Source organism: Flavihumibacter rivuli (assembly GCF_018595685.2).
Lineage (GTDB): Bacteria > Bacteroidota > Bacteroidia > Chitinophagales > Chitinophagaceae > Flavihumibacter > Flavihumibacter rivuli.
The window spans coordinates 2,359,057-2,379,130 of sequence record NZ_CP092334.1 but is presented as its reverse complement, the minus strand read 5'-3'; the positions used below and the strand labels follow the sequence as shown (position 1 = coordinate 2,379,130).

At 50.5% G+C, this 20,074-nt stretch carries 1 protein-coding gene and 77 pseudogenes; all 78 read left to right on the top strand.

Features of this window, described 5'->3' with window-relative positions:
- Positions 1 to 25: 25 nt before the first annotated feature.
- A pseudogene (locus KJS94_RS18645) lies at positions 26 to 220 on the top strand (HYR-like domain-containing protein); the annotation flags it as partial.
- Between the two features lie 30 nt (positions 221 to 250).
- A pseudogene (locus tag KJS94_RS18640) lies at positions 251 to 445 on the top strand (HYR-like domain-containing protein); the annotation flags it as partial.
- Between the two features lie 9 nt (positions 446 to 454).
- A pseudogene (locus KJS94_RS18635) lies at positions 455 to 670 on the top strand (HYR-like domain-containing protein); the annotation flags it as partial.
- A 9-nt stretch (positions 671 to 679) separates the two neighbouring features.
- Positions 680 to 895 (top strand): annotated as a pseudogene (locus KJS94_RS18630) (HYR-like domain-containing protein); the annotation flags it as partial.
- A gap of 9 nt (positions 896 to 904) precedes the next feature.
- Positions 905 to 1,120: pseudogene (locus KJS94_RS18625) on the top strand (HYR-like domain-containing protein); the annotation flags it as partial.
- A gap of 30 nt (positions 1,121 to 1,150) precedes the next feature.
- Positions 1,151 to 1,345 (top strand): annotated as a pseudogene (locus KJS94_RS18620) (HYR-like domain-containing protein); the annotation flags it as partial.
- Positions 1,334 to 1,570, top strand: a pseudogene (locus KJS94_RS18615) (HYR-like domain-containing protein); the annotation flags it as partial. The pseudogenes KJS94_RS18620 and KJS94_RS18615, both read left to right, overlap by 12 nt.
- A gap of 36 nt (positions 1,571 to 1,606) precedes the next feature.
- Positions 1,607 to 1,795: pseudogene (locus tag KJS94_RS18610) on the top strand (HYR-like domain-containing protein); the annotation flags it as partial.
- Positions 1,796 to 1,831: 36 nt separating this feature from the next.
- Positions 1,832 to 2,020, top strand: a pseudogene (locus KJS94_RS18605) (HYR-like domain-containing protein); the annotation flags it as partial.
- 36 nt (positions 2,021 to 2,056) lie between these two features.
- Positions 2,057 to 2,245, top strand: a pseudogene (locus tag KJS94_RS18600) (HYR-like domain-containing protein); the annotation flags it as partial.
- Positions 2,246 to 2,254: 9 nt separating this feature from the next.
- Positions 2,255 to 2,470 (top strand): annotated as a pseudogene (locus KJS94_RS18595) (HYR-like domain-containing protein); the annotation flags it as partial.
- A 9-nt stretch (positions 2,471 to 2,479) separates the two neighbouring features.
- Positions 2,480 to 2,695: pseudogene (locus KJS94_RS18590) on the top strand (HYR-like domain-containing protein); the annotation flags it as partial.
- A 9-nt stretch (positions 2,696 to 2,704) separates the two neighbouring features.
- Positions 2,705 to 2,923: pseudogene (locus KJS94_RS18585) on the top strand (HYR-like domain-containing protein); the annotation flags it as partial.
- Positions 2,924 to 3,148: pseudogene (locus tag KJS94_RS18580) on the top strand (HYR-like domain-containing protein); the annotation flags it as partial.
- 9 nt (positions 3,149 to 3,157) lie between these two features.
- A pseudogene (locus tag KJS94_RS18575) lies at positions 3,158 to 3,373 on the top strand (HYR-like domain-containing protein); the annotation flags it as partial.
- A 30-nt stretch (positions 3,374 to 3,403) separates the two neighbouring features.
- A pseudogene (locus KJS94_RS18570) lies at positions 3,404 to 3,598 on the top strand (HYR-like domain-containing protein); the annotation flags it as partial.
- A 30-nt stretch (positions 3,599 to 3,628) separates the two neighbouring features.
- Positions 3,629 to 3,823, top strand: a pseudogene (locus tag KJS94_RS18565) (HYR-like domain-containing protein); the annotation flags it as partial.
- Between the two features lie 9 nt (positions 3,824 to 3,832).
- Positions 3,833 to 4,048: pseudogene (locus KJS94_RS18560) on the top strand (HYR-like domain-containing protein); the annotation flags it as partial.
- A gap of 9 nt (positions 4,049 to 4,057) precedes the next feature.
- Positions 4,058 to 4,273, top strand: a pseudogene (locus KJS94_RS18555) (HYR-like domain-containing protein); the annotation flags it as partial.
- Positions 4,274 to 4,300: 27 nt separating this feature from the next.
- Positions 4,301 to 4,498 (top strand): annotated as a pseudogene (locus KJS94_RS18550) (HYR-like domain-containing protein); the annotation flags it as partial.
- A pseudogene (locus KJS94_RS18545) lies at positions 4,487 to 4,726 on the top strand (HYR-like domain-containing protein); the annotation flags it as partial. The pseudogenes KJS94_RS18550 and KJS94_RS18545, both read left to right, overlap by 12 nt.
- Before the next feature lie 9 nt (positions 4,727 to 4,735).
- Positions 4,736 to 4,951, top strand: a pseudogene (locus KJS94_RS18540) (HYR-like domain-containing protein); the annotation flags it as partial.
- A gap of 9 nt (positions 4,952 to 4,960) precedes the next feature.
- Positions 4,961 to 5,176 (top strand): annotated as a pseudogene (locus KJS94_RS18535) (HYR-like domain-containing protein); the annotation flags it as partial.
- A pseudogene (locus KJS94_RS18530) lies at positions 5,165 to 5,401 on the top strand (HYR-like domain-containing protein); the annotation flags it as partial. The pseudogenes KJS94_RS18535 and KJS94_RS18530, both read left to right, overlap by 12 nt.
- A pseudogene (locus tag KJS94_RS18525) lies at positions 5,390 to 5,626 on the top strand (HYR-like domain-containing protein); the annotation flags it as partial. The pseudogenes KJS94_RS18530 and KJS94_RS18525, both read left to right, overlap by 12 nt.
- Positions 5,627 to 5,635: 9 nt before the next feature.
- A pseudogene (locus tag KJS94_RS18520) lies at positions 5,636 to 5,851 on the top strand (HYR-like domain-containing protein); the annotation flags it as partial.
- 36 nt (positions 5,852 to 5,887) lie between these two features.
- Positions 5,888 to 6,076: pseudogene (locus KJS94_RS18515) on the top strand (HYR-like domain-containing protein); the annotation flags it as partial.
- A gap of 9 nt (positions 6,077 to 6,085) precedes the next feature.
- A pseudogene (locus KJS94_RS18510) lies at positions 6,086 to 6,301 on the top strand (HYR-like domain-containing protein); the annotation flags it as partial.
- Positions 6,302 to 6,334: 33 nt separating this feature from the next.
- A pseudogene (locus KJS94_RS18505) lies at positions 6,335 to 6,529 on the top strand (HYR-like domain-containing protein); the annotation flags it as partial.
- Between the two features lie 9 nt (positions 6,530 to 6,538).
- Positions 6,539 to 6,754: pseudogene (locus KJS94_RS18500) on the top strand (HYR-like domain-containing protein); the annotation flags it as partial.
- Between the two features lie 27 nt (positions 6,755 to 6,781).
- Positions 6,782 to 6,979 (top strand): annotated as a pseudogene (locus KJS94_RS18495) (HYR-like domain-containing protein); the annotation flags it as partial.
- Positions 6,968 to 7,204 (top strand): annotated as a pseudogene (locus KJS94_RS18490) (HYR-like domain-containing protein); the annotation flags it as partial. The pseudogenes KJS94_RS18495 and KJS94_RS18490, both read left to right, overlap by 12 nt.
- 9 nt (positions 7,205 to 7,213) lie before the next feature.
- Positions 7,214 to 7,429 (top strand): annotated as a pseudogene (locus tag KJS94_RS18485) (HYR-like domain-containing protein); the annotation flags it as partial.
- Positions 7,430 to 7,438: 9 nt separating this feature from the next.
- A pseudogene (locus KJS94_RS18480) lies at positions 7,439 to 7,654 on the top strand (HYR-like domain-containing protein); the annotation flags it as partial.
- Between the two features lie 9 nt (positions 7,655 to 7,663).
- A pseudogene (locus KJS94_RS18475) lies at positions 7,664 to 7,879 on the top strand (HYR-like domain-containing protein); the annotation flags it as partial.
- A gap of 18 nt (positions 7,880 to 7,897) precedes the next feature.
- Positions 7,898 to 8,107: pseudogene (locus tag KJS94_RS18470) on the top strand (HYR-like domain-containing protein); the annotation flags it as partial.
- Positions 8,108 to 8,137: 30 nt separating this feature from the next.
- Positions 8,138 to 8,332: pseudogene (locus tag KJS94_RS18465) on the top strand (HYR-like domain-containing protein); the annotation flags it as partial.
- A 15-nt stretch (positions 8,333 to 8,347) separates the two neighbouring features.
- Positions 8,348 to 8,557: pseudogene (locus tag KJS94_RS18460) on the top strand (HYR-like domain-containing protein); the annotation flags it as partial.
- Between the two features lie 6 nt (positions 8,558 to 8,563).
- Positions 8,564 to 8,782 (top strand): annotated as a pseudogene (locus KJS94_RS18455) (HYR-like domain-containing protein); the annotation flags it as partial.
- Between the two features lie 30 nt (positions 8,783 to 8,812).
- A pseudogene (locus tag KJS94_RS18450) lies at positions 8,813 to 9,013 on the top strand (HYR-like domain-containing protein); the annotation flags it as partial.
- Positions 9,008 to 9,139 (top strand): annotated as a pseudogene (locus tag KJS94_RS18445) (hypothetical protein); the annotation flags it as partial. The pseudogenes KJS94_RS18450 and KJS94_RS18445, both read left to right, overlap by 6 nt.
- Before the next feature lie 54 nt (positions 9,140 to 9,193).
- Positions 9,194 to 9,364 (top strand): annotated as a pseudogene (locus KJS94_RS18440) (SprB repeat-containing protein); the annotation flags it as partial.
- Positions 9,365 to 9,418: 54 nt separating this feature from the next.
- A pseudogene (locus KJS94_RS18435) lies at positions 9,419 to 9,589 on the top strand (hypothetical protein); the annotation flags it as partial.
- 54 nt (positions 9,590 to 9,643) lie between these two features.
- Positions 9,644 to 9,817, top strand: a pseudogene (locus tag KJS94_RS18430) (hypothetical protein); the annotation flags it as partial.
- Between the two features lie 51 nt (positions 9,818 to 9,868).
- A pseudogene (locus tag KJS94_RS18425) lies at positions 9,869 to 10,039 on the top strand (SprB repeat-containing protein); the annotation flags it as partial.
- A 54-nt stretch (positions 10,040 to 10,093) separates the two neighbouring features.
- Positions 10,094 to 10,267, top strand: a pseudogene (locus KJS94_RS18420) (hypothetical protein); the annotation flags it as partial.
- A 51-nt stretch (positions 10,268 to 10,318) separates the two neighbouring features.
- Positions 10,319 to 10,492: pseudogene (locus tag KJS94_RS18415) on the top strand (SprB repeat-containing protein); the annotation flags it as partial.
- Between the two features lie 51 nt (positions 10,493 to 10,543).
- A pseudogene (locus KJS94_RS18410) lies at positions 10,544 to 10,717 on the top strand (hypothetical protein); the annotation flags it as partial.
- 51 nt (positions 10,718 to 10,768) lie between these two features.
- A pseudogene (locus KJS94_RS18405) lies at positions 10,769 to 10,939 on the top strand (SprB repeat-containing protein); the annotation flags it as partial.
- Positions 10,940 to 10,993: 54 nt separating this feature from the next.
- Positions 10,994 to 11,164: pseudogene (locus tag KJS94_RS18400) on the top strand (hypothetical protein); the annotation flags it as partial.
- A 99-nt stretch (positions 11,165 to 11,263) separates the two neighbouring features.
- Positions 11,264 to 11,389 (top strand): annotated as a pseudogene (locus KJS94_RS18395) (SprB repeat-containing protein); the annotation flags it as partial.
- 54 nt (positions 11,390 to 11,443) lie between these two features.
- Positions 11,444 to 11,617: pseudogene (locus KJS94_RS18390) on the top strand (SprB repeat-containing protein); the annotation flags it as partial.
- Positions 11,618 to 11,713: 96 nt separating this feature from the next.
- Positions 11,714 to 11,842, top strand: a pseudogene (locus KJS94_RS18385) (SprB repeat-containing protein); the annotation flags it as partial.
- A gap of 51 nt (positions 11,843 to 11,893) precedes the next feature.
- Positions 11,894 to 12,064, top strand: a pseudogene (locus KJS94_RS18380) (hypothetical protein); the annotation flags it as partial.
- Positions 12,065 to 12,118: 54 nt separating this feature from the next.
- Positions 12,119 to 12,292, top strand: a pseudogene (locus KJS94_RS18375) (hypothetical protein); the annotation flags it as partial.
- Between the two features lie 96 nt (positions 12,293 to 12,388).
- Positions 12,389 to 12,517, top strand: a pseudogene (locus KJS94_RS18370) (SprB repeat-containing protein); the annotation flags it as partial.
- A gap of 51 nt (positions 12,518 to 12,568) precedes the next feature.
- Positions 12,569 to 12,742 (top strand): annotated as a pseudogene (locus KJS94_RS18365) (SprB repeat-containing protein); the annotation flags it as partial.
- Between the two features lie 93 nt (positions 12,743 to 12,835).
- A pseudogene (locus tag KJS94_RS18360) lies at positions 12,836 to 12,967 on the top strand (SprB repeat-containing protein); the annotation flags it as partial.
- Positions 12,968 to 13,018: 51 nt separating this feature from the next.
- A pseudogene (locus KJS94_RS18355) lies at positions 13,019 to 13,192 on the top strand (hypothetical protein); the annotation flags it as partial.
- A 93-nt stretch (positions 13,193 to 13,285) separates the two neighbouring features.
- Positions 13,286 to 13,414, top strand: a pseudogene (locus tag KJS94_RS18350) (SprB repeat-containing protein); the annotation flags it as partial.
- A 54-nt stretch (positions 13,415 to 13,468) separates the two neighbouring features.
- Positions 13,469 to 13,642, top strand: a pseudogene (locus tag KJS94_RS18345) (SprB repeat-containing protein); the annotation flags it as partial.
- A gap of 51 nt (positions 13,643 to 13,693) precedes the next feature.
- A pseudogene (locus KJS94_RS18340) lies at positions 13,694 to 13,867 on the top strand (SprB repeat-containing protein); the annotation flags it as partial.
- A gap of 51 nt (positions 13,868 to 13,918) precedes the next feature.
- Positions 13,919 to 14,092 (top strand): annotated as a pseudogene (locus KJS94_RS18335) (SprB repeat-containing protein); the annotation flags it as partial.
- A gap of 138 nt (positions 14,093 to 14,230) precedes the next feature.
- A pseudogene (locus KJS94_RS18330) lies at positions 14,231 to 14,317 on the top strand (hypothetical protein); the annotation flags it as partial.
- 93 nt (positions 14,318 to 14,410) lie between these two features.
- Positions 14,411 to 14,539: pseudogene (locus KJS94_RS18325) on the top strand (SprB repeat-containing protein); the annotation flags it as partial.
- A gap of 141 nt (positions 14,540 to 14,680) precedes the next feature.
- Positions 14,681 to 14,767, top strand: a pseudogene (locus KJS94_RS18320) (hypothetical protein); the annotation flags it as partial.
- Positions 14,768 to 14,860: 93 nt separating this feature from the next.
- A pseudogene (locus tag KJS94_RS18315) lies at positions 14,861 to 14,992 on the top strand (SprB repeat-containing protein); the annotation flags it as partial.
- A 51-nt stretch (positions 14,993 to 15,043) separates the two neighbouring features.
- Positions 15,044 to 15,217: pseudogene (locus KJS94_RS18310) on the top strand (SprB repeat-containing protein); the annotation flags it as partial.
- A 51-nt stretch (positions 15,218 to 15,268) separates the two neighbouring features.
- A pseudogene (locus KJS94_RS18305) lies at positions 15,269 to 15,442 on the top strand (hypothetical protein); the annotation flags it as partial.
- A 51-nt stretch (positions 15,443 to 15,493) separates the two neighbouring features.
- Positions 15,494 to 15,667 (top strand): annotated as a pseudogene (locus tag KJS94_RS18300) (SprB repeat-containing protein); the annotation flags it as partial.
- Between the two features lie 114 nt (positions 15,668 to 15,781).
- A pseudogene (locus KJS94_RS18295) lies at positions 15,782 to 15,892 on the top strand (SprB repeat-containing protein); the annotation flags it as partial.
- A gap of 96 nt (positions 15,893 to 15,988) precedes the next feature.
- A pseudogene (locus tag KJS94_RS18290) lies at positions 15,989 to 16,114 on the top strand (hypothetical protein); the annotation flags it as partial.
- A 117-nt stretch (positions 16,115 to 16,231) separates the two neighbouring features.
- A pseudogene (locus tag KJS94_RS18285) lies at positions 16,232 to 16,342 on the top strand (SprB repeat-containing protein); the annotation flags it as partial.
- 51 nt (positions 16,343 to 16,393) lie between these two features.
- Positions 16,394 to 16,567, top strand: a pseudogene (locus KJS94_RS18280) (hypothetical protein); the annotation flags it as partial.
- Positions 16,568 to 16,645: 78 nt separating this feature from the next.
- Positions 16,646 to 16,789: pseudogene (locus tag KJS94_RS18275) on the top strand (hypothetical protein); the annotation flags it as partial.
- Positions 16,790 to 16,888: 99 nt separating this feature from the next.
- A pseudogene (locus KJS94_RS18270) lies at positions 16,889 to 17,014 on the top strand (hypothetical protein); the annotation flags it as partial.
- Positions 17,009 to 17,242: pseudogene (locus KJS94_RS18265) on the top strand (hypothetical protein); the annotation flags it as partial. The pseudogenes KJS94_RS18270 and KJS94_RS18265, both read left to right, overlap by 6 nt.
- A 1,134-nt stretch (positions 17,243 to 18,376) precedes the next feature.
- Positions 18,377 to 20,074 (top strand): T9SS type B sorting domain-containing protein, encoded by a 1,698-nt coding sequence (locus KJS94_RS18240; RefSeq protein ID WP_369806995.1) that lies wholly within the window; start codon positions 18,377 to 18,379, stop codon positions 20,072 to 20,074.

The following is a 20,074-nucleotide window of genomic DNA, read 5'->3' as shown; positions in this document are numbered from 1 at the left end:
TACCATCAGTGCGCCGACAGTAAGCTTGCCAGCTAGTGCAACTGCTACTGTAGCCTGCGTAGCCGACGCTATCGTTCCAACTGCACCTGTTATCAATGATAATTGCGGTCGCCCGATCACCCCGGTGATGACGGAGAACGCTGATCCTGTATGTACCGGTGATAAGGTGTATACCTTTACTTATACGGATTGCAACGGCCAGGCTTATGTATGGACCTATACTTATACTATTAGTGTACCTACAGTAAGCTTGCCTGCCAATGCGACTGCTACTGTAGCTTGCGTTGCGGATGCCACTGTTCCTGCTGCACCTGTGGTGAATGATAATTGCGGTCGCCCCATCACCCCAGTGATGACTGAAGGTGCAGATCCTGTTTGTACGGGTGATAAAGTGTACACCTTCACTTACACCGATTGTAACGGCCAGTCCTATGTATGGACCTACACCTATACCATCAGTGCTCCGACCGTAACACTGCCTGCCAATGGTTCTTCCATTGTGGCTTGCGTAGCCGACGCTAACGTGCCGACTGCGCCAGTAGTGAATGATAATTGCGGTCGCCCGATCACTCCTGTAATGACGGAGAACGCTGATCCGGTATGTACCGGTGATAAGGTGTATACCTTCACGTATACGGATTGTAACGGCCAGGCCTATGTATGGACCTACACTTATACCATCAGTGCACCGTCTGTAAGCTTACCAGCTAATGCAACTGCTATTGTTGCCTGCGTGGCGGATGCAACTGTTCCGACTGCCCCGGTGGTGAACGATAATTGCGGTCGCCCCATCACACCAGTGATGACCGAAGGTGCAGACCCGGTTTGTACCGGTGATAAGGTGTATACCTTCACGTATACGGATTGTAACGGCCAGGCCTATGTATGGACCTATACTTATACCATCAGTGCTCCGACCGTAACACTGCCTGCCAATGGTTCTTCCATTGTTGCCTGCGTAGCGGATGCTAATGTGCCAACGGCTCCTGTGGTAAATGATAATTGCGGTCGTCCGATCACCCCGGTGATGACGGAGAACGCTGATCCTGTTTGTACGGGAGATAAGGTGTATACCTTTACGTATACCGATTGTAATGGCCAGGCTTATGTATGGACGTACACTTATACCATCAGTGCACCGACTGTAAGCTTGCCGGCTAATGCAACTGCTACTGTTGCTTGCGTAGCTGATGCTACTGTGCCAACGGCTCCTGTGGTGAATGACAATTGCGGTCGCCCGATCACGCCGGTGATGATGGAAAGTGCTGACCCCGTATGTACCGGTGATAAGGTGTACACCTTCACTTACACCGATTGTAACGGCCAGGCTTATGTGTGGACGTACACTTATACCATCAGTGCTCCGACAGTAACCCTACCTGTGAATGGTTCTTCTACTGTTGCTTGTCTGGCCGACGCTACTGTTCCCACTGCTCCTGTAGTGAATGACAATTGCGGTCGTCTGATTACTCCGGTGATGACGGAAAGTGCCGATCCTGTTTGTGCCGGTGATAAGGTGTATTCCTTTACGTATACCGATTGTAATGGCCAGGATTATGTTTGGAACTATACGTATACCATTAGTGCACCGACAGTAACCCTGCCTGTGAATGGATCTTCTACTGTTGCGTGTGTGGCGGATGCTACTTTGCCAGCGGCTCCTGTGGTGAATGATAATTGCGGTCGCCCGATCACTCCGGTGATGACGGAAAGTGCCGATCCTGTTTGTGCCGGTGATAAGGTGTATACTTTCACCTATACCGATTGTAATGGCCAGGATTATGTTTGGAACTATACGTATACCATTAGTGCACCGACAGTCACGCTGCCTGTGAATGGATCTTCTACTGTTGCCTGCGTGGCGGATGCTACTTTACCAACGGCTCCTGTGGTGAATGATAACTGCGGTCGCCCGATCACTCCGGTGATGACGGAAAGTGCTGACCCAGTATGTACCGGGGATAAGGTGTATACCTTTACCTATACCGATTGTAATGGCCAGTCCTACGTTTGGACCTATACCTATACCATCTCTGCACCGACTGTAACCCTTCCTGTGAATGGTTCTTCTACTGTTGCTTGTCTGGCCGACGCTACCTTGCCTACTGCCCCGGTGGTGAACGATAACTGCGGTCGTCCGATCACCCCAGTGATGACTGTAAGTGCTGACCCTGTTTGTACGGGGGATAAGGTATATACCTTCACCTATACTGATTGTAATGGCCAGGCTTACGTTTGGACATACACCTATACCATCAGTGCACCGACTGTAACCCTTCCTGCCAATGGTACTGCTACTGTTGCCTGCGTGGCAGATGCTACTTTGCCAGCGGCTCCTGTGGTGAATGACAATTGCGGTCGTCCGATCACTCCTGTGATGATGGAAGGTGCTGACCCTGTATGTACGGGAGATAAGGTGTATACCTTCACCTATACCGATTGTAATGGCCAGGCTTATGTTTGGACTTTCACTTATACCATCTCTGCACCAACTGTAACCCTGCCTGCCAATGGTACGGCTACTGTTGCCTGCGTTGCGGATGCAACTGTTCCGACAGCTCCTGTGGTGAATGATAATTGCGGTCGCCCGATCACCCCGGTGATGACGGAAAGTACTGATCCAGTATGTACCGGTGATAAGGTATATACCTTCACGTATACCGATTGTAATGGCCAGTCCTATGTTTGGACCTACACCTATACCATCAGTGCACCTGTATTTACCCTTCCTGCGAATGCAACGAATACTGTAACCTGCGTTGCTGACGCCGTGTTGCCTACACCTCCTGTGGTGTTTGACAATTGTGGCAGACAGATCATTCCTTCTGCCCCCGTGGTGAGTCCCGACCCGGATTGCGGTGGAGTGAAGACCTATGCGTTCATTTATACTGACTGTGCCGGCCAGAGCCAGACCTGGACCTACATTTATAATATTCCTGTCCCCGTATTTACCCTTCCAGCCAACGAAACCGCTGTAGTGGCCTGTCTGGCTGATGCAGTGGTGCCCACACCACCTTCGGTGAAAGATGATTGCGGGGCAGATGTGATCCCGGTGATGACTGAGAATGCTGACCCGGCATGTGCGGGGGAGAAGGTATATACCTTTACCTATGCCAACTGTTCCGGTCAGCCTGCTGTATGGACCTTTACCTATACCATCAGCGCGCCAATAGTAACACTGCCTGCTAATGGATCTTCTACTGTAGCTTGTCTTGCTGATGCCGTTCTGCCAACTGCTCCAGCCATCCAGGACAATTGCGGTCGCCCGATCATCCCGGTGATGACGGAGAACGCTGATCCTGTGTGCACCGGTGAAAAGGTATATACCTTCACTTATACAGATTGTAATGGCCAGGCCTATGTTTGGACCTATACTTATACGATTAGTGCACCTACAGTAAGCTTGCCTGCCAATGCGATTGCTACTGTAGCTTGCGTTGCGGATGCCACTGTTCCTGCTGCACCTGTGGTGAATGATAATTGCGGCCGTCCGATCACGCCCGTAATGACAGAAAGTGCTGATCCTGTATGTTCTGGTGATAAGGTATATACCTTCACCTATATTGATTGTAATGGCCAGGCCTATGTTTGGACTTACACGTACACCATCAGTGCGCCGACTGTAAGCTTGCCAGCTAATGCAACTGCTATTGTTGCTTGTGTTGCCGATGCCACTGTTCCAACTGCCCCCGTGGTGAACGATAACTGCGGTCGTCCGATCACACCGGTGATGACGGAGAGTGCTGATCCTGTATGTACCGGGGATAAGGTGTATACCTTCACTTACACCGATTGTAATGGTCAGGCCTATGTTTGGACTTACACCTATACCATCTCCGCACCAACGGTAACACTTCCTGCTAATGGATCTTCTACGGTTGCTTGTGTTGCAGATGCTACGGTTCCAACCGCACCTGTAGTGAATGATAATTGCGGTCGCCCGATCTCACCAGTGATGACTGTAAGTGCGGATCCTGTTTGTACGGGTGATAAGGTGTACACCTTTACGTATACCGATTGTAATGGCCAGGCTTATGTTTGGACCTACACCTATACCATCTCTGCACCAACAGTTGTACTTCCTGCTAATGCTACAGCTACCGTTGCTTGCGTTGCGGATGCTACAGTGCCAACGGCACCTGTAGTGAATGATAATTGCGGTCGCCCGATCTCCCCCGTGATGACAGTAAGTGCGGATCCTGTTTGTACAGGTGACAAGGTGTACACCTTTACGTATACCGATTGTAATGGCCAGGCCTATGTTTGGACCTACACCTATACCATATCTGCGCCAACAGTAGTGCTTCCTGCTAATGCAACAGCTACCGTTGCTTGCGTTGCTGATGCAACCGTGCCAACTACACCTTTAGTAAATGATAATTGCGGTCGCCCGATCACCCCAGTGATGACGGAAAGTGCGGATCCTGTATGTACTGGTGATAAGGTGTATACTTTCACTTATACGGATTGTAATGGTCAGGCCTATATGTGGACTTACACTTATACCATCAGTGCGCCTGTATTTACCCTTCCAGCCAATGTGGACGCAACGGTAACCTGTGTGGCTGATGCGGTGCAGCCTGCACCTCCTGTAGTGTTTGACAATTGCGGCAGGCAGATCATTCCTTCTGCCCCGGTAATTGGTGCCGATCCGAATTGCGGCGGCGTGAAGACCTATGCGTTCACTTATACTGATTGTGCCGGCCAGAGCCAGACCTGGACCTATACTTACAATATTCCTGTCCCCGTATTTACCCTGCCGGCCAACGAAAGCGCTGTAATAGCCTGTCTGGCTGATGCGGTGGTGCCAACACCTCCTGCTGTAAAAGATGATTGCGGTGCCGATGTGATCCCGGTGATGACCGAGAACGCAGATCCTGCATGTACAGGGGAGAAGGTATATACCTTCACATATGCTAACTGTTCTGGTCAGCCTGCTGTATGGACCTTTACTTATACCATCACTGCGCCGACTGTAACGCTGCCTGTTAATGGTGCTACTACGGTTGCTTGTCTTGCAGATGCTACCTTGCCTGTTGCTCCTGTGGTAAATGATAATTGCGGTCGGGCGATCACCCCGGTGATGACCGAGAGTGCCGATCCTGTATGTACCGGTGATAAGGTATATACCTTCACCTATACAGATTGTAACGGCCAGGCTTATGTGTGGACCTATACCTATACCATCAGTTCGCCGACGGTAACACTGCCTTTAAATGGCTCCTCAACAGTTGCCTGCGTTGCCGATGCTACTATACCTACTGCTCCGGTAGTGACTGATAATTGTGGTCGTCCGATCAATCCCGTGATGACCGAAACTGCTGATCCTGCATGTACCGGCGATAAAGTATACACCTTCACTTATACTGATTGTAATGGTCAGTCTTATGTGTGGACCTATACGTATACCATCAGTGCGCCAACTGTAGCACTGCCTGTGAATGGTTCTGCTACTGTTGCTTGTCTGACCGATGCTACTGTGCCAACTGCCCCGGTTATCAATGATAATTGCGGTCGTCCGATCACGCCAGTGATGACCGAAAGCGCTGATCCTGTATGTACCGGTGATAAGCTGTATACCTTCACCTATACAGATTGTAACGGCCAGGATTATGTATGGACCTACACCTATACCATCAGTGCCCCAACAGTAGTCCTGCCTGCAAATGGCACAGCTACAGTTGCCTGCGTTGCTGATGCTATCGCACCTGCTGCTCCGGTGGTGAACGATAATTGTGGTCGCCCCATCACCCCTGTGATGACGGAGGGAGCTGATCCAGTATGTACGGGCGATAAGGTGTACACCTTTACCTATACCGATTGTAATGGCCAGTCCTATGTATGGACTTACACCTATACCATCAGTGCGCCGACTGTAACACTGCCTGTGAATGGTTCTTCTACTGTTGCTTGTCTGGCCGATGCTACTGTGCCAACTGCTCCGGTTATCAATGATAATTGCGGTCGTCCGATCACACCAGTGATGACGGAAAGCGCTGATCCTGTATGTACCGGTGATAAGGTGTATACCTTCACGTATACAGATTGTAATGGCCAGGCCTATGTTTGGACTTACACCTATACCATCAGTGCGCCTGTATTTACCCTTCCTGCCGATGCGGCAACAACGGTTGCTTGCGTTGCCGATGCGGTTCTTCCTACTCCTCCTGTGGTCTTCGACAATTGCGGCAGGCAGATCATTCCTTCTGCCCCGGTAATTGGTGCAGATCCTGAGTGCGGTGGAGCCAAGACCTATGCTTTTGTCTATACCGACTGTTCCGGTCAATCGCAGACCTGGACCTATACCTATAATTTCCCCGTACCTACCTTCACCTTGCCCCAGAATGGGGAGGCAACAGTGGATTGCCCTGCAGCTGCAACGGCCCCTGTTCCGCCAATTGTTGTGGACAATTGTGGTGATCCGGTGGTGCCGGTAATGACGGAATCAGACGCAGTGGATTGCGCCGGTGTTAAGGTCTACACCTTTACCTATACAAATTGCTCCGGTCAGCCTGCCGTTTGGACCTTCACCTATACCATCAACCAGCCGGTATTCAACCTGCCTGCTAATGAGGCTTCAACAGTGGCTTGTCTGGCGGATGCAGCTGTTCCTGAGCCTCCTGTTGTGACCGATAATTGCGGTCGTGCTATTGTGCCGGTAATGACCGAGACTGCCGATCCTGATTGTGCAGGGGAGAAGACCTATACCTTCACGTATACCGATTGTGCCGGTAATAGCAGGGAATGGACCTATACCTATACCATCAGTGCGCCAACCGTAGTGCTTCCTGCCAATGGTACTGCTACTGTTGCTTGTCTGGCCGATGCTACAGTGCCAACGGCACCTGTAGTGAATGATAATTGCGGTCGCCCCATCACACCGGTGATGACCGAAACTGCAGATCCTGTATGTACCGGTGATAAAGTATATACGTTTTCCTATACAGATTGTAACGGCCAGTCTTATGTGTGGACCTATACCTATACCATCAGCGCGCCGACAGTAACACTTCCTGCTAATGGTTCTTCTACCGTTGCTTGTCTGGCCGATGCTACTGCACCAACAGTACCTGTAGTGAATGATAATTGCGGTCGACCCATCACACCGGTGATGACCGAAACTGCAGATCCTGTATGTACCGGTGATAAGGTGTATACCTTCACCTACACGGATTGTAATGGTCAGGCCTATGTTTGGACTTACACCTATACCATCAGTGCACCGACGGTAACCCTGCCTGTCAATGGTACTGCTACCGTGGCTTGCGTAGCCGATGCTACTGTGCCAACTGCACCTGTAGTCAATGATAATTGCGGTCGCCCCATCACCCCTGTGATGACAGAGAACGCTGATCCTGTATGTACTGGTGATAAGGTATATACCTTCACCTATACGGATTGTAATGGCCAGGTTTATGTTTGGACCTACACTTACACCATCAGTGCACCGACGGTAACCCTGCCTGTCAATGGTACTGCTATCGTGGCTTGCGTTGCGGATGCTACCGTGCCTACGCCTCCGGTGGTGAATGATAATTGCGGTCGTCCGATCACGCCAGTGATGACGGAGGGCGCCGATCCACTATGTACGGGCGATAAGGTGTACACCTTTACCTATACCGATTGTAATGGCCAGTCCTATGTATGGACTTACACCTATACCATCAGTGCTCCTGTATTTACGCTTCCTGCCAATGTGTCCAGCGATGTAAACTGTCTGGCAGATGCCGTAATGCCTACGCCTCCTGTGGTATTCGATAATTGTGGCAGGGCCATTGCTCCTTCCGCACCGGTTATCAGTGATGATCCTGAATGCGGTGGCAGCAAGACCTATGCCTTTACTTATACAGATTGTTCAGGCCAGAGCCAGGATTGGACCTATACCTATAATTTCCCCATCCCGACCTTTACCCTACCGGCGAATGGTGCCGCTACGGTAGATTGTATCGCAGAGATCACGATCCCGCAGGCGCCGGTTGTGGTGGATGCCTGTGGCGCCCCTGTAACCCCGGTAATGACGGAATCCGCTGATCCGGTTTGCTTTGGCGAGAAGGTGTTCACCTTTACCTATGCGAACTGTTCAGGCGAAGCCTCTGTTTGGACATTCACCTATACTGTTAACCAGCCAACCGTTGTATTGCCTGCCAATGGAAGTGCTTCAGTTGCCTGTCTGGCCGATGCTGTACAGCCTGTAGCTCCTGTGGTAACCGATAATTGTGGTCGCGGGATCATTCCCGTCGTAACAGCCAATGATGACCCTGCATGTGTTGGGGAGAAGGTGTATACCTTCACTTATACTGATTGCGCTAATGTTGACCATACCTGGACCTTCACCTATACCATCAATGTGCCTTCATTTGATCTTCCTGCGAATGGTTCATCAACGGTGGACTGTATTGCCAATGCACAGGTGCCAGATGCCCCGGCCGTAGTGGATAATTGCGGAAGGGATATTGTACCTGTAGTGGCGGTTGGCGATGATCCAGTGTGTACAGGAGAGAAGGTGTATACCTTTACGTATACCGATTGTGCAGGTGTAAGCAAGGTTTGGACCTATACTTATATCATCAATGCACCTTCCTTTGTACTTCCTGCCAATGAAACCCGCGTAGTGGCATGTGTGGCCGAAGCTACCCAGCCTGTGGCACCAGTGGTAACGGATAATTGTGGCCGGGAAATAGTGCCGGCGGTAACAGTAGGCGATGACCCGGTTTGTGGGGGCGATAAAGTCTATACTTTCACCTATACCGATTGTGCCGGTGCCAGCCAGCAATGGGTATTCACCTATACCATCGGTGCACCAGTTGTAGTGATGCCAGCCAATGGAGGTTCTACCGTGAGCAGCCTGGCTGAAGCCCAGGTGGTGCCTGTGGCTCCTGCCTTGCTCGATAATTGTGATAGGCCGCTGGTGGTGACTGGTCCTGTGGTGAGTGCTGATCCGGTTTGTAACGGGGTGAAGACCTATACCTGGACCTACACGGATTGTATTGGTCAGACCTATGAGTGGGTGTATACCTATACCATTGTTCCGGAAGCGATCCTTATTAATCCAACCGTAACGAGTACGGTATGTACCAGTGCATCCGGCGCCATTGCCATTGAAGTCAGCGGTGGTACTGCACCATACACTTACCTGTGGAGCAATGGATCAGCAACTAAGGATATCAGTGGACTGCTTGTTGGAACCTATACCGTGACCGTAACAGATGCCAATGGATGTACTGCTTCCCTGGATGTTCCTGTTACCAGCAGCGATGTGGTACTGGATATCACCGAAGTAATTACTGCCTCAATCTGTACCGCTGATAATGGTGCGATCGACCTGAGTGTAACCGGTGGTACGGCTCCGTATACTTATAGCTGGAGCAATAGTGCTATTACAGAAGACCTGTCTGGCCTGGCTCCGGGAACTTATACCGTGACCATCACCGATGCGAATGGTTGTACCGCGACCAAGGATATCGTGGTTGGCCAGGATAACAAGGACCTGACCATTACTGAAGTGATTACGGCTTCCATCTGTACCGCTGATAATGGTGCGATCGACCTGAGCGTTACCGGTGGTACGGCTCCGTATGCCTACAGCTGGAGCAATGGTGCTATAACAGAAGACCTGTCAGCCCTGGCTCCGGGAACTTATACCGTGACCATCACCGATGCCAACGGATGTACTGCTACCAAGGATATTGTAGTAGGTCTGGATAATCCGATCATTACCATTACGCCTACCGTTACTACTACTTTGTGTGTGGGTTCAACCGGAGCGATTGCGATAGATGTAACCAGCGGCACTGCACCTTATAGTTACTTATGGAATAATGGAGCTACTACCAGGGATATCAGTAGTCTGCCTGCAGGAACTTATACAGTGACTGTAACGGATGCGAACGGCTGTACGGCTACCCTGGATGTTCCTGTTACCAGCAGCGATGTGGTGCTGGATATCACGGAAGTGATCACCGCTTCGATCTGTACGGCTGATAATGGTGCGATCGACCTGAGTGTAACCGGTGGTACGGCTCCGTATACTTATAGCTGGAGCAATGGTGCTATTACAGAAGACCTATCTGGCCTGGCTCCGGGAACTTATACCGTGACCATCACCGATGCCAATGGTTGTACAGCGACCAAAGACATCGTAGTTGGCCAGGATAACCAGGACCTGACTATCACTGAAGTGATCACGGCTTCCATCTGTACTGCTGATAATGGTGCGATCGACCTGAGCGTAACCGGTGGTACTGCTCCTTATAACTATAGCTGGAGTAACGGTGCTACTACAGAAGACCTGTCTGGCTTGGCTCCGGGAACTTATACCGTGACCATCACTGATGCGAATGGTTGTACCGCGACCAAAGACATCGTAGTTGGCCAGGATAACCAGGACCTGACCATTACTGAAGTGATTACGGCTTCGATCTGTACGGCCGATAATGGCACGATCGACCTGACTGTAACCGGTGGCACAGCTCCGTATAGCTATAGCTGGAGCAATGGTACTACTACCGAAGACCTGACCAATCTTGCCCCTGGATCTTATACCGTGACCATCACTGATGCGAATGGTTGCACCGCGACCAAGGATATCGTGGTTGGCCAGGATAACCAGGACCTGACTATTACCGAAGTGATTACCGCTTCGATCTGTACTGCTGATAATGGTGCGATCGACCTGAGTGTAAACGGTGGTACTGCTCCTTATGCCTATAGCTGGAGCAATGGTGCTACAACAGAAGACCTGTCAGCCCTGGCTCCGGGAACTTATACCGTGACCATCACCGATGCCAATGGTTGTACCGCAACCAAGGATATCGTGGTGGGTCTGGATAATCCGGTCATTACCATCACGCCAACCGTAACTACTACTTTGTGTGTGGGTTCAACCGGTGCCATTACCATCGACGTAACGGGTGGTACTGCACCATACACTTACCTGTGGAGTAATGGCGCAGCTACTAAAGATCTCAGTGGCCTGCCTGTTGGAACTTATACGGTGACCGTAACGGATGCCAATGGCTGTACGGCTACCCTGGATATATCTGTTACCAGCAGCGATGTGGTGCTGGATATCACGGAAGTGATTACCGCTTCGATCTGTACTGCCGATAATGGTGCAATTGACCTGAGCGTTACTGGTGGAACTGCTCCTTATACTTATAACTGGAGTAATGGGGCATCCACAGAAGACCTGTCAGCCTTGGCTCCGGGTACCTATACTGTTACCATCACCGATGCCAACGGTTGTACCGCGACCAAGGATATTGTGGTAGGTCTGGATAATCCGGTCATTACCATCACGCCAACCATAACTACTACTTTGTGTGTGGGTTCAACAGGTGCCATTACTATCGACGTAACAGGCGGAACTGCTCCGTACACTTACCTGTGGAATAATGGTGCAGCTACTAAAGATATCAGTGGCCTGCCCGTTGGAACCTACACTGTGACTGTAACGGATGCCAATGGCTGTACGGCTACCCTTGATGTTCCTATTACCAGCAGCGATGTGGTACTGGATATCACGGAAGTAATTACCGCTTCGATCTGTACTGCTGATAATGGTGCGATCGACCTGAGCGTGACTGGTGGTACTGCTCCGTATACTTACCTGTGGAGTAATGGTGCTACTACAGAAGACCTGTCTGACCTGGCTCCGGGAACTTATACCGTTACCATCACCGATGCGAATGGTTGTACCGCGACCAAGGATATCGTGGTGGGTCTGGATAACCAGGACCTGACCATTACGGAAGTAATAACGGCTTCCATCTGTACCGCTGATAATGGTGCAATTGACCTGAGCGTTACTGGTGGAACTGCTCCTTATGCCTATAGCTGGAGCAATGGTGCTACAACAGAAGACCTGTCTGACCTGGCTCCTGGATCTTATACCGTGACCATCACCGATGCGAATGGTTGTACCGCGACCAAGGATATTGTGGTAGGTTTGGATAATCCGGTCATTGCCATTACGCCAACCGTTACTACTACATTGTGTGTGGGTTCAACTGGTGCTATTACCATCGACGTAACGGGTGGTACTGCTCCGTACACTTACCTGTGGAATAATGGCGCAGCTACTAAAGATATCAGTGGCCTGCCTGTAGGAACTTATACGGTGACTGTAACGGATGCCAATGGTTGTACGGCCACCCTGGATATACCTGTTACCAGCAGCGATGTGGTACTGGATATCACGGAAGTGATCACCGCTTCGATCTGTACTGCTGATAATGGTGCTATCGACCTGAGCGTGACTGGTGGTACCGCTCCATACAACTATAGCTGGAGCAATGGTGCTACTTCAGAAGACCTGACCAATCTGGCCCCTGGATCTTATACCGTTACCATCACCGATGCGAATGGCTGTACCGAGACCAAGGATATCGTGGTGGGCCAGGATAACCAGGACCTGACCATTACTGAAGTTATTACGGCTTCAATTTGTACCGCAGATAACGGCGCAATCGACCTGACTGTAACGGGTGGTACCGCTCCATACACCTACAACTGGGACAATGGTGCTACTTCAGAAGACCTGGCCAATCTTGCTCCTGGAACTTATACCGTGACCATCACCGATACTAATGGTTGTGCCGCGACCAAGGCTATTGTGGTAGGTCAGGAGACCCCGACCTTCACGATCACCCCAACGGTTACCAGCACTACCTGCGTGGGTTCTACCGGTGCGATCGAGATCAACGTAACGGGTGGCACTGCGCCATACACTTACCTGTGGAATAATGGCGCTACCTCTAAGGATATCAGTGGCCTGCCTGTTGGAACGTACACGGTTACTGTAACCGATGCCAATGGCTGTACGGCTACCCTGGATGTGCCTGTCACCAGCAGCGATGTTGTACTGGACATCACTGAAGTAATTACCGCTTCGATCTGTACTGCTGATAATGGTGCAATTGACCTGAGTGTTACTGGTGGAACTGCTCCATACACCTACAGCTGGAGCAATGGTGCTACTTCACAAGATTTGACTAACCTGGCTCCGGGAACTTATACCGTGACCATCACCGATGCCAATGGTTGTACCGCAACCAAGGCTATCACGGTAGGTCAGGAGACCCCAACCTTCACGATCACGCCGACTGTGACCAGCACTACCTGCGTGGGTTCAACCGGTGCGATTGAGATCAATGTGACTGGCGGAACTGCACCATACATTTACCTGTGGAATAATGGCGCTACTACTAAAGATATCAGTGGGCTGCCTGTTGGAACCTATACAGTTACAGTAACCGATGCCAATGGCTGTACGGCTACCCTTGATGTGCCTGTCACCAGCAGCGATGTGGTACTGGATATCACCGAAGTCATCACCGCTTCCATCTGTACTGCCGATAATGGTGCGATCGACCTTAGCGTTACTGGCGGTACCGCTCCATACACTTATAGCTGGAGCAATGGTGCTTCAACAGAAGACCTATCTGACCTGGCTCCAGGTACTTATACCGTGACCATCACCGATGCCAATGGTTGTACCGCGACCAAGGATATCGTGGTTGGCCAGGATAACCAGGACCTGACCATTACTGAAGTTATTACGGCTTCAATTTGTACCGCAGATAACGGCGCGATCGACCTGACTGTAACGGGTGGTACTGCACCGTATACCTATAGCTGGAGCAATGGTGCTACTTCAGAAGACCTAACCAATCTTGCTCCTGGATCTTATACCGTGACCATCACCGATGCCAATGGTTGTACCGCAACCAAGGCTATTACGGTAGGTCAGGAGACCCCAACCTTCACGATCACCCCTACTGTGACCAGCACTACCTGCGTGGGATCTACCGGTGCGATCGAGATCAGTGTAACGGGTGGTACTGCACCATACACTTACTTATGGAATAATGGTGCTACTACCAAGGATATCAGTGGCCTGCCTGTTGGAACCTATACGGTGACCGTAACCGATGCGAACGGCTGTACCGCTACCCTTGATGTTCCAGTTACCAGCAGCGATGTGGTATTGGATATTACGGAAGTGATCACCGCTTCGATCTGTACGGCTGATAATGGTGCAATTGACCTGAGCGTGTCCGGTGGTGCAGCTCCGTATACCTACAGCTGGAGCAATGGTGCAACCTCACAAGATTTGACTAACCTGGCTCCGGGTACCTATACGGTTACCATTACTGATGCCAATGGTTGTACCGCAACCAAGGCAATTACAGTAGGACAGGAGACCCCAGCCTTCACGATCACGCCTACTGTGACCAGCACTACCTGCGTGGGTTCTACAGGTGCGATTGAGATCACTGTGACTGGTGGAACTGCACCATACACTTACTTGTGGAATAATGGTGCTACTACCAAGGATATCAGTGGCCTGCCTGTTGGAACCTACACGGTTACCGTAACCGATGCGAACGGCTGTACCGCTACCCTGGATGTGCCTGTCACCAGCAGCGATGTGGTACTGGATATCACGGAAGTTATTATTGCTTCTATCTGTACTGCTGATAATGGTGCGATCGACCTGAGCGTTACTGGTGGTACAGCTCCGTATACTTACCTGTGGAATAATGGTGCTTCAACAGAAGACCTGTCAGCCTTGGCTCCGGGTACCTATACGGTTACCATTACTGATGCCAATGGTTGTACCGCAACCAAGGCAATTACAGTAGGACAGGAGACCCCAGCCTTCACGATCACGCCTACTGTGACCAGCACTACCTGCGTGGGTTCTACAGGTGCGATTGAGATCACTGTGACTGGTGGAACTGCACCATACACTTACTTGTGGAATAATGGTGCTACTACCAAGGATATCAGTGGCCTGCCTGTTGGAACCTACACAGTTACAGTAACCGATGCGAACGGCTGTACCGCTACCCTGGATGTGCCTGTCACCAGCAGCGATGTGGTACTGGATATCACCGAAGTCATCACCGCTTCCATCTGTACTGCCGATAATGGTGCGATCGACCTGAGCGTTACTGGTGGAACTGCTCCGTATACCTATAGCTGGAGCAATGGTGCTACATCAGAAGACCTTTCTGATCTGGCTCCAGGCACCTATACCGTGACCATCACCGATGCCAATGGTTGTGCCGCAACCAAGGCTATTACGGTAGGACAGGAGACCCCAATCTTCACGATCACACCTACAGTTACCAGCACTACCTGCGTTGGCTCAACCGGTGCGATCGAGATCAATGTAACTGGTGGTACAGCGCCATACACTTACTTGTGGAATAATGGTGCTACTACCAAGGATATCAGCGGCCTGCCTGTTGGAACTTATACGGTGACCGTAACGGATGTCAATGGCTGTACGGCTACCCTGGATGTGCCTGTCACCAGCAGCGATGTGGTACTGGATATCACCGAAGTCATCACCGCTTCCATCTGTACTGCCAATAATGGTGCGATCGACCTGAGCGTGACTGGTGGTGCTTCTCCATATACTTATAGTTGGAGCAATGGTGCTACTTCACAAGATTTGACTAACCTGGCTCCGGGAACTTATACCGTGACCATCACCGATGCCAATGGTTGTACCGCAACCAAGGACATCGTGGTAGGTCTGGAAACACCAACCTTCACGATCACGCCGACTGTGACCAGCACTACCTGCGTGGGTTCAACCGGTGCGATCGAGATCAATGTAACGGGCGGAACTGCTCCGTACACTTACCTGTGGAATAATGGTGCTACTACCAAGGATATCAGTGGCCTGCCTGTTGGAACTTACACGGTTACTGTAACCGATGCCAATGGTTGTACGGCTACCCTGGATGTTCCTGTTACCAGCAGCGATGTGGTACTGGATATCACAGAAGTGATCACCGCTTCTATCTGTACGGCTGATAACGGCGCAATCGACCTGACTGTAGCGGGTGGTACAGCTCCGTATACTTATAACTGGAGCAATGGTGCTACATCTGAAGACCTGTCAGCTTTGGCTCCGGGTACCTATACGGTTACTATTACTGATGCCAACGGTTGTACCGCAACCAAGGCTATCGTGGTAGGCCAGGAAACTCCGACCTTCACGATCACACCTACTGTGACCAGCACTACCTGCGTGGGTTCAACCGGTGCGATCGAGATCAATGTAACGGTTGGTACTGCACCATACACTTACCTGTGGAATAATGGCGCAGCTACTAAAGATATCAGTGGCCTGCCTGTTGGAACTTACTCGGTTACTGTAACCGATGCCAATGGTTGTACGGCTACCCTGGATATTCCTGTTACCAGCAGCGATGTGGTACTGGATATCACCGAAGTGATTACCGCTTCTATCTGTACGGCTGATAATGGTGCGATCGACCTGACTGTAACGGGTGGTGCTGCTCCATATACCTATAGCTGGAGCAATGGCGCTACTTCACAAGATTTGGCTAACCTGGCTCCGGGTACCTATACCGTGACCATCACCGATGCCAACGGTTGTACGGCAACTAAGGCTATCGTGGTAGGACAAGTGACGCCAACCTTCACCATTACACCTACGGTGACCAATACAACTTGTATTGCAACCATCGGTGCGATCGAGATCAATGTAACGGGTGGTAAAGCTCCTTACACTTACCTGTGGAGCACTGGCGCCACTACCAAGGATATCAATGGCCTGGCTGCAGGAAACTATACTGTTACCGTAACGGATGCCAATGGTTGTGTGGTTTCGCAGGATGTGGTAGTGGAAACAACGGATGTTACCTACAATATTACTGGCACCATCATCAACGCTGTTTGTACGGCCATTAATGGATCGATCGATATTACAGTAGCTGGTGGTACTGCGCCTTATACCTATAGCTGGAGCAACGGGGCTTCCACACAGGATATTAGCAACCTTGCCCCCGGAACTTATACAGTTACCATAACAGACCTGAATGGATGTGCCACTTCAAGGGATTTCGTGGTTGGCCAGGATAACCCTGTTCTGACCATTGTCCCCTCTATCACCAATACCACCTGTACCGGTGCTATCGGTGCGGTAGAGATCAATGTGTCCGGTGGCAAGGCTCCCTATACCTACCTGTGGAACAATGGGGCTTCTACCAAGGATATTAATGGCCTTGTTGCCGGATCCTATAGTGTCCAGGTAACAGATGCCAATGGTTGTGCTGCTGATGCTAATTTCATTGTAGGTCAGGATAACTCAACTATTACAGTCCAGCTTAGTGCGCCGGATATATCCTGTGGCCAGTCGACCGGTTCCATTACGATTACTGCACAAAATGGTACAGCTCCTTATCGCTACAGTATTGATGGTGGTAACAATTACCAGAATGGCAATGTGTTCAACGGGCTGGCTGCAGGCGATTACACCATCTTTGTAATCGATGCCAATGGTTGTATTGCCCAGGAAGCGATCACCCTTGGAAAGGAATTCTGTTGTACCGTAACAATTTCTGCAACAGCTCCTGTAATTGGATGTGGTCAGAATACGGGTGTCATCACGGCTACAGCCACCCTAGGTAAAGCACCATACCAGTATAGTATTGATGGTGGCGCGAATTACCAGTCTGGTAATGTGTTCAGCAATTTGCCTGCTGGAACCTATACGATCCAGGTGAAGGATGGATTTGATTGTATCGCCCAGACAACTGTTACCATCGACCAGTTGCTCTCGCCCAATATGGTTATCACCGATCCTGCTGCTGTATGCTCACCTGCAACTGTTGATATCACTACTGCAGCGATTACTGCAGGTAGTGATCCGGGACTGGCATTCAGCTATTGGAGGGATGCTGCTGCTACCCAGCCGCTTGCTGACCCGACGAAGGTAGGTGCGGGTACTTACTATATCCGTGGTGTGGCTGCTAATGGTTGTTTCGTGATCAAGCCGGTAACGGTTGCTGTCAGGGCTCTTCCCAACCTGGTACTGAATGACCAGTCGGTTTGTGCACCTGGAACGGTTAACCTTACTGATGCTGCGGTTACCGCAGGTAGCGATGCCGGCCTCGTATTCAGTTACTGGCTGGATGCCAATGCTACCCAGTCCATGCCTGATCCTTCAAGGGCAGGCGCTGGCACCTACTACATCAAGGCTGTTGCAGCCGATGGTTGTGAAGTGATAAAACCTGTGAAGGTTACGGTATTGGCATTGCCTGTCCTGTTGACCAATGACCAGCAGGTTTGTGCACCGGGAACCGTGAACCTGACTGCACCTGCCATTACTGCAGGAAGCAGTGCTAACCTCACCCTGAGTTATTGGCTGGATGCTAATGCAACGCAGCCGCTTACTAATCCTAGTGCGGTTGGTACAGGAACTTTCTATATTAAGGGAACAGCCGCAAGCGGATGTTTTGTGATCGAACCTGTTACTGTAACTGTTCTTGCCCTGCCCAACCTGTTGACAACTAACCAGACAGTTTGTGCGCCTGCTACAGTAGACCTCACCATGACTTCGGTTACAGATGGCAGTGATAATAATGTACAACTTTCCTACTGGCGTGATGCTGCTGCTACACAACCATTGAATAACCCAACGGCTGTTGGTGCAGGGGTATATTATATCCGAGCCTTGGCCCCAACTGGTTGTGCGGTCGTTAAACCGGTAACCGTGACTGTACTGGCACTGCCGAACCTGGTAGTGAATAACCAGGTGGTTTGTGCACCTGCAACGGTAGACCTCACCAACACTTCAGTGACCAATGGTAGTGAGAACGGCCTGATGCTTAGCTATTGGATGGACAATGCTGCAACCCAGCAGTTAGTGAATCCTGCCAGCGTAGGTACTGGTACTTACTATATCAAGGCCATTGGCTCCACCGGATGTTCCATCGTGAAGCCGGTAACTGTTACGGTGAACCCGCAGCCTGTATTGGTGATAACCGATCCTGCACCTGTATGTGCACCGGGCACCATCAATATTACCATGGCAGCTGTTACTGCAGGTAGTGATGCCAACCTGCAATTGAGCTATTGGCTTGACCAGGCTGCCACCCAGCCGATGGGTAATGCCAACAGGATCACCCAGTCAGGCACTTATTATATCAGGGCTGTCAATGGATTCGGTTGTTCAATAGTGAAGCCTGTTAAGGTGACCATCTGGAACCAGCCGGTATTGGTGGTTACGAACCCGCAAGCGGTTTGTAAGCCTTCAACAATTGATATCACCCTTCCTGCGGTTACTGCTGGCAGTGAGCCAGGAATAACACTGAGTTACTGGAGGGATGCCAGCGCTAATACTGTTCTCTCGAATCCTTCTGCCATCGGTGCTTCAGGAACCTATTATATCCGTGCGGTGAACAGTAATGGTTGTAGTACGATCAGGCCTGTTGTGGTAACTGTCCATGACCTCCCTGAAGTAAGCATTGAAGCACCTGATTCCCTCTGTCTGGGATTGAGCACTGAACTTATCATCAGGTTCAAGGGACAGGGACCATGGTCATTCACTTATTCAGATGGAAGCCAGCAATACACTATCAATAATGTAGCGAATAGTCCATACAGGTTGAAGGTGACGCCAGGACAGACGACTACTTACACGATCAGCTCTGTTAGCGATCGTAACTGTACCAATACTGTAAATGTGAGTAAGACCATCTGGATCACTTACCCGATTGATGGTAAGACCCTGCCTCCGGTATTCACCACATCGAATACGCCAACACAGTTGTTGGGTAGGAATATCGGTGATAACTACAATATGTTCAACTGGTTCCCGCCAAGGGGATTGAACAGGTATAATATCATTGATCCTGTATTCAACTATGATAAGCGTACCGAGTATAAGATAGAAATGCGTTCTGAGGCGGGTTGTGTTACCGTTGACACCTTGCGCGTGGAGATTATCAACAGTAATGAGCCAGGTGCCAAGCCAACTATCCATGTGCCCACTGTGTGGACGCCGAATGGTGATGGCAGGAACGATAAACTATTCCCATTCACGGTTAACATCAGGCAGTTGAACCACTTCAGGGTGTTCAACAGGTGGGGTGAACTGGTGTATGAAACCAGGACGATCGGTGCCGGATGGGATGGTACTTATAAAGGTGCATTGCAGCCAATCGATACTTATACCTGGACCGCAGAAGGTATTGGCATCAATGGTGAAGTAATCAAACAAACCGGACTTGTTGCCCTCATGAGGTAA